This window comes from Paraburkholderia sp. RCC_158, from assembly GCF_041355255.1.
Classification (GTDB): Bacteria; Pseudomonadota; Gammaproteobacteria; order Burkholderiales; family Burkholderiaceae; genus Paraburkholderia; species Paraburkholderia graminis.
Window position 1 is genome coordinate 79,996 of record NZ_JBFUPM010000026.1, and the last position, 9,629, is coordinate 89,624.

The following is a 9,629-nucleotide window of genomic DNA, read 5'->3' on the forward strand; positions in this document are numbered from 1 at the left end:
GAAATACAGATGCCATCCATCGGAACAAACGAAACATGAGCCAGCGCGGATTCGACCTGACGCAACTGCGCACCTTCGTCGCCGTCGCGGAATCGGGCAGCGTGTCGGCAGGGGCGGAGCGCGTTTTCCTGTCGCAATCGTCGGTTAGCGAGCAACTGAAAAAACTCGAGGAACGCGTCGGCCAGCCGCTCTTCGTACGCAGCAAGCAAGGCGTGAGCGCGACGCCTGCGGGCAGCCGCCTGCTCGAACACGCGCGGCGCATCATCGCAATGAGCGAAGCGGCGTTCGAAGACCTGCAAGGCCGCTCGCTCGACGGCGAATTGCGCATCGCGATCACCGACTATTACCGCCCGCACGACATCGCCCGCATCCTCAAGACGTTTTCCGAGCAGCATCCGCGTCTGAAGCTGCATGTCACCGTCTTGCCGAGCGCCGTGATCGACAGCCACGCCGCCGACGACGCCTCGTTCGACATCGGCCTCTCATTGCGGCTCGTCACCGGCAACTCGCGAGCGGGCGTCCGGCGCGGCGCTGCACAAAGCACCGTGGTCAGGCGTGAGAAGCTGCTGTGGGTCAGCGCCGCCGATGCGAGTCCGCGCCCCGCCTCGCCGTATCAACTGGTGCTGCTGCCGTCGAGTTGCCAGTTGCAGCGCTTCGTCGTCAAACTGCTCGACGAAAACAAGGTGCCCTATGTGGTGTCCCACTCGGCTTCGGGCGTGGCCGGATTGCAGCTCGCGTTAAAGGCGGGGCTCGGCATCTCGTGCCTGAACGAATCGTCGATTGGCGCGGGCGTGATCGCGTGCCCGCCCGGCATCGGCTTGCCCGCATTGCCTGCCGTCGAATTCCATCTATTGCCGGGCCGAATTGGCGAAAGCGAACGCGTGAGCAATGCGCGCCTAGCGTTGATGCGGCTCTTCAGTTAAGCACATCGGACTGTCACATTCGCCCGCTGTGGAATTTGCGTGCAGTGCGAATTGAAGCATTGAAAGCGCTTTGAAGCGCATCTATGATGGTCAGAGACGAATCAACGAGCCGCCGTCTTCGGCACATACACGCGCTTGCTTGATTTGAATCAAGCAATTGCATCGCAATGGCGAATCAACTTTATTGTCCAGAATAAGCTTCCCTTCGCAGTCTGTGCTGTCGTAAGAGAGAAAGTGATAGACCCGCTGTGCGTGGTGACTGGAAAGCAGCCCAGTCGCGAATGCGGGCGAAGCAAGCCGACAAAAAAACGTTTCCCAGCGAGGCCCGACGTGCATCGTAGAGCTTGGGGATTTGCCATTGTGTTTATGCTCCATCTCTTATGGAGCGGCGCCGCGCTAGCGGCCGGCAATGCAGCCGGCGCAATGCCTTCGGCCATGGACGAGCGCGTGCGCGCCTGCACCTCTTGTCATGGCGTGCAAGGTCAGGGCCTCAATAACGACTACTTCCCGCGCATCGCCGGCAAGCCCGCCGACTATCTCTTCAATCAACTCATCGCATTCCGCGACGGCGGCCGTACCTATCCGCCGATGGGTTACCTGGTCGCATTTCTGCCCGACGAGTATTTGCACAAGATCAGCGAGTACTTCGCCGATCTTCAGCCGCCCTATCCGAATGCCGATCACTCCGACGTCTCGCCCGCGGTGCTCGCCGCCGGTCAGCGGCTCGTGACGCAAGGCGATCCGGCGCGCAAGATTCCCGCGTGCATCGCGTGTCATGGCGCGCGCATGACCGGCCAGCAGCCGGGCATTCCCGGCCTGCTCGGTTTGCACGCGAGCTATATCGCGGGGCAGATGGGCACCTGGCGTTCGGGCACACGCCACGCGCTCGCGCCGGATTGCATGCACTCGATCGCCGTGAAGCTGACCGACAAGGACATCACCGCAGTATCCACGTGGCTCGCGCGCCAACCGCGTCCAGCCGATCCGCGGCCCGCGCCGGCATCGGCGGAGCGCTTGCCTCTCGCATGCGGGAGCCAACCGCAATGAAACCGACACTTCGTCCGCCTCGCACGCCGATGCGCCGCCGCTTCGCGCTGCTCGCCGCCGCGGCGCTCGTATGCGGCAGCGCGATGCTTGCGCGCATGGCCGTGCCGTTGCCGCTCGTCGTCGCCGAAGCTCGTGCCGCGGAAAGCGCAGCAGTTCAACCCGGCGCAGCCGCCGACACGCGTCCCGACATCGTCAAGCGCGGCGAATACCTTGCGCGCGCGGGCGACTGCGTGGCCTGCCACACCGCGCCGCGCGGCAGACTGTTTGCGGGCGGCCTCGCGATGGAAACGCCGTTCGGCACGCTCTATTCGCCGAACATCACGCCGGACGCGCAATACGGCATCGGCACATGGAGCGAGGACGCGTTCTTCCGGATGATGCGCACCGGCATCACGCCCGAAGGCAAGCTGCTTTATCCGGCGATGCCGATTGCGCAGTACACCAAAGTCACGCGCGAGGACTCGGACGCGATCTTCGCTTATCTGAAGTCCGTCGAACCGGTGCGCGAGGCGAACCACAAGCACACGCTGCGCTTCCCGTTCAATCAGCGCAAATTGCTATACGGCTGGCGCACGCTGTATTTCCGCGAAGGCGAGTTCAAGCCCGATCCGACTCGTTCGGTCGAATGGAATCGCGGCGCGTATCTGGTCGAAGGACTCGGGCACTGCACGATGTGCCACACCAAGATCAACATGCTCGGCGGCTCGTCGCAAAGCGAGCAGTTTGCCGGCGGGCTGATTCCGGTGCAGAACTGGTATGCGCCCTCGCTCACCTCCGACAAGGACGGCGGCCTCGGCGACTGGAGCATCAAGGACATCGTCGATCTGCTGCAAGCGGGTATCTCGGATCGCGGCGCGGTGTATGGCCCGATGGCCGAGGTCACTTACCACAGCCTGCAATACATGACCGACGAAGACGCCAAGGCGATGGCCGCGTATCTGAAGACGCTGCCGGACAATCGCGGCCGCAAGTCCGGGCCGTCGGCGGCGACCAACACCAACGTATTCGCGCTCGGCGAAAAGATCTACGCCGACAAGTGCGCGCTGTGCCACGGCGCAAAAGGCGAAGGCAAGCTGCAACACTATCCGCCGCTCGCTGCGAACCAGTCGATCGAAATGGACTCCGCGGTCAACCCGATCCGCATCGTGCTGAACGGCGGCTTCCCGCCTGGCACGCGACGCAACCCGGAGCCCTACGGCATGCCGCCTTTCGCGCAGGAGTTGAACGACACCGAAGCCGCCGCCGTCGTGACGTATATCCGCACCGCGTGGGGCAATCACGGCAAGCCCGTGACCGCACGCGAAGTCAATGAACTGCGCAAGGCGCCGCTGCATTAGCGCGGCATGTCCCGTAGCGGCAGCAGCCGCGATTGAACCGCCGCATCGGAAACTGGAGAAGCCCTTGATGGAAGCGAACGATACCCGCACCGCGGGCCCATCCACGGATGAAGACGTCGAACGCGTGGTGGCCGCCGGTCCGCACGGCGCCGTTGCGGTGGCGGGCGTGGCTACGCTGATCGTGATGGCGATCTGGTTCGGCTTCTACTTCCTCGTGTTTCTGCCGCGCGGCGTCGTGCACTGATCATGTCCACCGAACCGCAACCTCAACATCCACCAGGCAGCGGCCACGCGGTCGCGCTGCGCGCCGAACGCCGCTGGGCGATCTTCGTCAGCGCGCTGATCGTACTCATGCTCGCCGTGATCGTGTACTCCGGACTGCATTGGGCGATGATGCCGCCGTCGCGCGTGGAAACCATCGACCCGTCGCGCCTGCAACTCTCGGGCGAATTCGTCGAAAACAATCTCGGCAGCGCCGTCGAGCCGGACGGCTCCGTGATCGTGCGTTTCATCGCGCAGCAGTATTCGTTCACGCCGCAGTGCCTGCTTGTGCCCGCGGACACGCCGATCACGATTCGCACGACAAGCGCCGACGTCGTGCACGGCCTGCTCGTCACCGATACCAACATCAACACGATGGTCGTACCCGGCTACGTCGCGACGCTGAACACGCGCTTCGACGCGCCCGCCGATCACACCATGCCCTGTCACGAGTTCTGCGGCTTCGGTCATCAGGCGATGTGGGCGCATGTGAAGGTGATCGACAAAGCGGCCTTCTTCGAGCAGGCCCGACAAACACGGAGGCTGATCTGTGTTTCACGCTAAGCGACTCGTTCTCGCGCATTTCTGGCTCGCCTTTATCGCGTTCATCATTGCGCTCTTTCTCGGCGCCTGGCAGATGCTGGTGCGCAGCCCGCTCGCGCCTTGGATCGGCGACCCGGAACTCTACTACCGCTCGGTGACCGCGCACGGCTCGGTGATGGCCTACGTGCTGCCGACGCTGGTGTCGATGGGCTTCGGTTACGCCATCGTCGAGCTTGCGCTCGCGCAGCGCCTCGCCGGCCTCAAGTGGGCATGGGCCGCGTTCATCATGCTGGCGGTCGGCGCGGTGATGGCGATGGTGCCTGTGGCACTCGGAAAAGCCTCGGTGCTCTACACCTTCTATCCGCCGATGATCGGCAGCCCTTTCTATTACCTCGGCGTGGTGCTGGTGGTGGTCGGCTCATGGATCTGGGTCGCGCTGATGCACGTGAATCTGCGCATCTGGAGGCGCGCGAACCCCGGCAAACCGGTGCCGCTTGCGATGTTCGCCAACGTTGCGGGCGCGTACCTGTGGGCGTGGACCGCGGTCGGCGCGGCGCTCGAAATCCTCTTTCAGATTCTGCCGGTCGCGCTCGGCCTCACCAATACGATCGACGCCGGCCTCTCACGCATCCTGTTCTCGTGGACGCTGCACGCGATCGTCTACTTCTGGCTGATTCCCGCATACATCGCGTACTACACGCTGGTGCCGCGAGCCATCGGCGGGCGGCTTTATAGCGATTCGATGGCGCGCGTGTCGTTCATTCTGTTTCTCGTCTTCGCGATGCCGATCGGCATTCACCATCTGTTTGTCGATCCGCAGGTCGGCTCGGGCTTCAAGTTTCTGCACGCGGTGTTCACCGGAATGGTGTCGGTGCCCACGCTGCTGACCGTGTTCACCATCTGCGCGTCAGTGGAAATTGCCGGCAGGCTGCGCGGCGGCAAAGGCGCGTTCGGCTGGCTCACGGCATTGCCCTGGCAGAATCCGATGATGCTCGTCATCGCGTTCTCGTTCGTGATGCTCGGGCTCGGCGGCGCGGGCGGCCTCATCAACATGAGCTATCAGTTGAACTCGACGGTGCACAACACGCAGTGGGTCACCGGCCACTTCCATCTGATTTTCGGCGGCGCGATCGTCATCATGTACTTCGCGATCGCTTATGAACTGTGGCCGCAACTGACGAGCCGCGCGATCGTGTCGGTGAAGCTCGTACGCACGCAGTTGTGGCTATGGTTCATCGGCATGCTGGTGGTCACGCTGCCGTGGCATTACGTCGGCCTGCTCGGCGCGCCGCGCCGCATGGCTTACTACGACTACAAGATGCCGGGTCTCGAATCGCAGGCGTTCTGGGTCGGCGTGTCGGCAGTGGGCGGCCTGATTCTCGCGGTATCGGGCGCGCTCTTCATCTACATTCTCGCGAAGTCGCAGTTCGGGCCCGCGGTTGAGCAGCAACGCTTCCGCTTCGCGAGCGCGGTTCATCCGGTGGAACGCGTGCCGGCCGCGCTGAATACCTTCGGCTTGTGGGTCGCCCTGATGATCGGCCTGACCGTCGTCAATTACAGCGTGCCCATCGTTCAATTGCTCAAACTGCCGCAGACTTCGGTGCCCGCGGTCGTCGTCGGAGCCCAGCGATGAATCAGGAACGCGTCTTCAGCTTGCGCAACCCGTGGTTCACGGTGAGCGTCGGCGGCACGCTCGCGATTGCCGTCATCGCGATACTGATCGGCTTTGTCTGGCTGCCTTCGGCGAATAGCGCGTTCGCGGGCCGCGGCTTGTGGGCAACCATCTGCGGCGCGGCGGGCGCGCCGTCGAGCTGGTATGGCGGCGCGAACGTGGCGGGCCCGGCGCCGAGCGACGTGGTCGTGCTGCCGCCGTTGCGGCGCGTGCGGGCCGACGCGGATTCGATCGGGCGCGGCGCGACGATCGCGACGCAGAACTGCTCGATGTGCCACGGCGTGCTCGGCACCGTGCAGGTCACGGCGCCCGCATTGGCGGGTCAATACGCTGATGTGGTCTACAAGGAGTTGCGCGATTATCAGCAAGGCGTGCGGCAAAACTCGATCATGCAGCCGATCGTCGCGGCCCGCAGCGATCAGGATCTGCACGATCTCGCCGCTTACTATGCGTCGCTGCCGCGAGGTCCCGCGGCGGAAGTCTCGCCCACCGGCAGCACGCCCGATGCGAACGCGGTGCGGCTCGCGATGCAGGGCGATCCGCAGCGCAATATCGCGCCGTGCGCGGCGTGCCACGGACAGCTCGACCGCAAAGGGTCGGCGCCGTGGCTCGGCGGGCAGTCGTCGATTTATCTGGCCGCGCAAATGCGGGCGTTTGCTTCAGGCGCGCGTCGCAACGACATCAATGAGCAGATGCGCAATGTGACGCGGCAGATGACGTCGGCGGAGATAGATAGTCTTGCGAAGTATTATGCGGCTATGCAGTAAGGCGGGCTTGAGAGGACGTGCGTTGTTCGCGGTGCGTTGTTCGCGGTGCGTTGCTGGCGGTGCGTTGCTGGCGGTGCGTTGCTGGCGGTGCGTTGCTGGCGGTGCGTTGCTGGCGGTGCGTTGTTCGCGGTGCGCTGTTCGCGGTTTGTTCGCCGTGCGGTGCGGCACAGCGCGCCGCCACTTGACGCACCCGACCGCGCCTCGTCTCACCCGCCAAACCGCTCACAAACGCATCAAGCCGTGGCGAACTCATCCGCCTCGCTTGCGGCAAACTGAGCCGCAACGCCGTTGCCGTTGCCACGACTTAAGCCCGCCGTGACCCGCGACGACGAACCACCCTCCGTCTGAAACACAGCCACCGCCGACGTCAGCCTTCGCGCCTGTTCCTCCAGCGAACTCGCGGCCGCCGCGGCTTGCTCGACGAGCGCGGCATTCTGCTGCGTGACTTCATCCATTTGCGCGACGGCGAGATTCACCTGGTCGATACCCGCGCTCTGCTCGGTTGCCGCTGCCGCGATCTCGCCCATGATCGAGCTCACACGCGAGATCGCCTGCACGATTTCGCTCATCGTCGAGCCCGAGCGCTCGACCAGCTGCGAGCCGTTTTCGACGCGCGCCGTCGACGCGTCGATCAGCGCCTTGATCTCCTTCGCAGCCGCGGCGCTTCGCTGTGCCAACGAACGCACCTCGCTCGCGACGACCGCAAAACCGCGGCCCTGCTCACCGGCACGCGCCGCCTCGACGGCCGCGTTCAGCGCGAGAATGTTGGTCTGGAAAGCGATCCCTTCGATCACGCCGACAATGTCGGCAATGCGCCGCGAGTCGTCGACGATCTCGTGCATTGTCCCGACGACCTTGTCCGCCAGTTCGCCGCCCTGAGCAGCGAGCGTCGATGCGCCCTGCGCGAGCGAACTCGCCTGCTTCGCGTTGTCCGCCGTTTGCTTGACCGTCGAAGTAAGCTCTTCGATGCTCGCCGCCGTTTCCTCGAGCGACGCAGCCTGTTCTTCCGTGCGTTGCGACAAATCCGTGTTGCCGGCGGCGATTTCGCTCACGCCGCTGTCGATGGATTCCGTGCCTTGCCGCACTGACGTCACCGTCGCGATCAGCGATTCCTGCATCTTGCGCAGCGCCGCGGCGAGGCGCCCCATTTCGTTATTGCTCGTCACGACGATACGGCCGGTCAGGTCGCCATTCGCGATCCGCTGGAACTGCGCGATGGTCGCATCGACCGGAGTCACGATTGCGCGCACCAGCACCGCGCGGCCGATCAGCGAACCGAGCAGCGACACGACGATGCCGACCGCCACCGTCACGCAGATCGCGTAAAACAGGTCCTGTGCGCTCTGATAGCGCTGCGCGCCGTGATCCAGTTGGAGCTGTTCGAGCGCGAGCATCGCTTTTTCATAGGCGCTGTACAGCGACGGCAGCTTGCGCGCCTGCAATTGCTGGAACGTGGGATGGTCGCCCGCCTTCAACGCGGCGAACGCCGGTTCCACGCCTTCGTGCAGGAACGTGTCGCGCTTCGTCTGCATGTCCTTGATCAGCCGCTGCTCGGTTTCGTCGGCGCTAGCGCGGCTCAAATAGTGGGCGAGGCGTTCGTCGGACGCTTTCTGATACTGATCGAAGCGCTTGAGTACGGCGTTCGCGCCGTCCTGGTCGTTCAGATCCACCAGCGACGAATAAGTGGCCAGCGCGAGACGCAGCCGCAGCAACTGGCCGGCACTGCCTTCAAGATCGGCGACGGCGGGCGTATCCACGGTGTACATCTGCTGCAGCGACGCGTTGCTCGAGCGCAGCGACAGAAGCCCGGCCGCGGCGCCCAGCAGCAGCGCGGCGGCAAAGAAGGCGATCATCAAGGTAAGGCAACTGCGAATCGACAGATTTTTCAGCATCGGGCTAGTCTCCATTTGGGCTGCCTGACCGAATACTCAGTGAAAATGTGCCCGGCCACGCGTGCTGCGCCCAAGCCCGTTCGGCATGGTCCGCAACTTTTGTCAGAATTTAAGCGAATGCCACAGATAGGGACTACGGCGAAATAACTGGAAACTTTATGGTGATGACGCAAGCGTTTGCGTCGCATCAACATTTCGACGACGGCAAACAGCCTCGAAGCGCCGCATGGCGGGCCCGCCGGGTTCGTGGCACGCTAGCCGGATGCCGCCTGTCGACGCGAGCGCCACTGGGAGCACTTTTATGTCGGAAATAGGCTCGGCTCTGCTGGTTTTCGTTCTGCTGCTGGTGGCGACGGGGTTCGGCGTGTGGCTGCGGCCGCTGCTGCCCGAGGAGCACAAGGCGCACGAAACGGTGCAACTCGTGCAACTGGTAATCGGCATGCTGGTGACGTTCGCGGCGCTGGTGCTCGGTCTGATGACGGCATCGGCGAAATCGAGCTTCGACACGGCCGCGAACGATTTGCGCACCTACGCCGCCGACATCATCGAACTGGACACGACGCTCAGGGAGTACGGCAGCGACACGGACGCGGCGCGCAAGCTGTTGCGCGTCTACACGGCGGCGGCCGTTGCATCGACATGGCCGCGCGAGCCGGCGCCGGCCGGCGATTACCCGAAAAACCTCGGCTCGCCCGACAACTCGCAGAAACTGGAAAACGTGCGGCTCGGAGATTTGCTGACGTCGGTCGGCCGGCAATTGCGGCAGTTGCGCGCGCATGACCCGCTGCAACAACACGCACTCGACGACAGCCTCACGCAGTTTCGCCGCGTCGTGGACGCGCGCTGGAAAATTATCGAGGAAGCGCATAGCTCGATCTCGCAGCCGTTCTTCAAGACGCTGACGTTCTGGCTTTGCGTGATCTTCCTGAGCTTCGGGCTGATCGCGCCGCGCAACGCGCTGGCGCTAGTGACGATTACGCTCGGAGCTGTGTCGATCGCGTCGGCTATTTATGTGATCGTGGATCTCGATACGCCGCTGACCGGGCCGATCATGATTTCGAGTGCGCCGATGCGGGATGCGTTGGCGCATTTGGGGCGGTGACGACGGCTGAATCGGCATAGGGGACGGCCATGAGGCCGTACCCCTGCCACACCACCCGGCATGCGGGTCCGCACCGGGCGGTTCG

9 protein-coding genes are annotated in these 9,629 nt (G+C 64.0%); 8 read left to right on the plus strand and 1 reads right to left on the minus strand.

What is annotated here, in order from left to right:
- The first annotated feature begins 35 nt into the window (after positions 1 to 35).
- The 7 genes from AB6809_RS31685 (at position 36) to AB6809_RS31715 (ending at position 6,550) form a co-directional block, all read left to right on the plus strand.
- Positions 36 to 923, plus strand: coding sequence for a LysR family transcriptional regulator (locus AB6809_RS31685; protein WP_029970501.1), 888 nt, complete (start codon positions 36 to 38; stop codon positions 921 to 923).
- Positions 924 to 1,289: 366 nt separating this feature from the next.
- Complete coding sequence (locus tag AB6809_RS31690; protein ID WP_216649265.1) at positions 1,290 to 1,970, plus strand: c-type cytochrome; 681 nt, start codon at positions 1,290 to 1,292, stop codon at positions 1,968 to 1,970.
- Positions 1,967 to 3,307 (plus strand): cytochrome c, encoded by a 1,341-nt coding sequence (locus tag AB6809_RS31695; protein WP_029970504.1) that lies wholly within the window; start codon positions 1,967 to 1,969, stop codon positions 3,305 to 3,307. Before AB6809_RS31690 ends, AB6809_RS31695 begins: the two co-directional genes overlap by 4 nt.
- Positions 3,308 to 3,374: 67 nt before the next feature.
- Complete coding sequence (locus tag AB6809_RS31700) at positions 3,375 to 3,551, plus strand: hypothetical protein (protein WP_165919865.1); 177 nt, start codon at positions 3,375 to 3,377, stop codon at positions 3,549 to 3,551.
- A gap of 2 nt (positions 3,552 to 3,553) precedes the next feature.
- A complete protein-coding gene (locus AB6809_RS31705; RefSeq protein WP_371028021.1) occupies positions 3,554 to 4,132 on the plus strand; it encodes a cytochrome C oxidase subunit II in 579 nt (192 codons plus the stop codon).
- Positions 4,119 to 5,744, plus strand: coding sequence for a b(o/a)3-type cytochrome-c oxidase subunit 1 (locus tag AB6809_RS31710; RefSeq protein ID WP_006048005.1), 1,626 nt, complete (start codon positions 4,119 to 4,121; stop codon positions 5,742 to 5,744). The genes AB6809_RS31705 and AB6809_RS31710 overlap by 14 nt, the downstream gene beginning before the upstream one ends.
- Positions 5,741 to 6,550 (plus strand): c-type cytochrome, encoded by an 810-nt coding sequence (locus AB6809_RS31715; protein WP_171800363.1) that lies wholly within the window; start codon positions 5,741 to 5,743, stop codon positions 6,548 to 6,550. The genes AB6809_RS31710 and AB6809_RS31715 overlap by 4 nt, the downstream gene beginning before the upstream one ends.
- A gap of 233 nt (positions 6,551 to 6,783) precedes the next feature.
- Here the strand turns inward: AB6809_RS31715 and AB6809_RS31720 are convergent, their stop codons facing one another.
- The gene (locus AB6809_RS31720) at positions 6,784 to 8,442 is read right to left on the minus strand and encodes a methyl-accepting chemotaxis protein (protein WP_371028022.1); all 1,659 of its coding nucleotides are present in this window, start codon (positions 8,440 to 8,442) and stop codon (positions 6,784 to 6,786) included.
- Positions 8,443 to 8,743: 301 nt separating this feature from the next.
- Here AB6809_RS31720 and AB6809_RS31725 point away from each other — a divergent pair, with 301 nt between their 5' ends.
- Complete coding sequence (locus AB6809_RS31725; RefSeq protein WP_006048008.1) at positions 8,744 to 9,544, plus strand: DUF4239 domain-containing protein; 801 nt, start codon at positions 8,744 to 8,746, stop codon at positions 9,542 to 9,544.
- Positions 9,545 to 9,629 lie beyond the last annotated feature (85 nt).

Coding starts and splice junctions, on each gene's coding strand:
- AB6809_RS31685 (WP_029970501.1), top strand. CDS start 36: ATGAGCCAGCGCGGATTCGACCTGACGCAACTGCGCACCTTCGTCGCC.
- AB6809_RS31700 (WP_165919865.1), top strand. CDS start 3,375: ATGGAAGCGAACGATACCCGCACCGCGGGCCCATCCACGGATGAAGAC.
- AB6809_RS31725 (WP_006048008.1), top strand. CDS start 8,744: ATGTCGGAAATAGGCTCGGCTCTGCTGGTTTTCGTTCTGCTGCTGGTG.
- AB6809_RS31695 (WP_029970504.1), top strand. CDS start 1,967: ATGAAACCGACACTTCGTCCGCCTCGCACGCCGATGCGCCGCCGCTTC.
- AB6809_RS31705 (WP_371028021.1), top strand. CDS start 3,554: ATGTCCACCGAACCGCAACCTCAACATCCACCAGGCAGCGGCCACGCG.
- AB6809_RS31720 (WP_371028022.1), bottom strand. CDS start 8,442: ATGCTGAAAAATCTGTCGATTCGCAGTTGCCTTACCTTGATGATCGCC.
- AB6809_RS31690 (WP_216649265.1), top strand. CDS start 1,290: ATGCTCCATCTCTTATGGAGCGGCGCCGCGCTAGCGGCCGGCAATGCA.
- AB6809_RS31715 (WP_171800363.1), top strand. CDS start 5,741: ATGAATCAGGAACGCGTCTTCAGCTTGCGCAACCCGTGGTTCACGGTG.